A 608-nucleotide genomic window follows, 5' to 3' on the forward strand; every position below is an offset into this window, starting at 1 on the left:
TTAGTACTCTGTACTTCCGGGCGTGACGGCACACTTTTATTTGTAGTGCTTGGGCGTCCGCTCACTGCTCTACGCTTTAAAACACTTGAACTCTCACTTGCTTGTATACTGGATGAAGCCTCTGGGTTTAGTGAGCTAGCGCTGCTAACCGAGCCACTTTGAGAAGTTCCACTCTTTTTTGCAATAGCCAGGATTCTTTTCTTCAGAACCTCTTGCATTTTCCCTGCATCGCGAGCGATATCTTCAAAATTCTTTGGTAAAAAATCGACCGCTCCAGCTTCTAGCGCATCTAGCGTTACACGAGCACCTTCGTAGGTAAGAGATGAGAACATTAGAATAGATGTAGGGCATTCTTGCATGATATGGCGAATAGCTGTAACGCCATCCATAACAGGCATCTCGTAATCCATGGTGACCACATCAGGGGACAATTTCTTTACGAGCTCAATTGCTTCACGCCCGTTTGACGCAGTACCAACGATCTTGATTTCAGAAACCAAGCTTAGAATTTCACAAACCCGTTTCCGAAAAAAGCCAGAATCATCTACAACTAATACAGTGACACTCATCGAATCTAACAAGCGCCCCCGTAGCGATAAAGATTGCAG

1 protein-coding gene is annotated in these 608 nt (G+C 45.1%); it reads right to left on the reverse strand.

Annotated elements, in window-relative coordinates; all coding sequences use genetic code 11:
* Positions 1-569, reverse strand: a 569-nt coding sequence (locus A3761_RS05565) for a response regulator (protein WP_156491634.1), incomplete at its 3' end; no start/stop codon positions are given.
* Positions 570-608: the final 39 nt, after the last annotated feature.

Source organism: Oleiphilus sp. HI0123 (assembly GCF_001635315.1).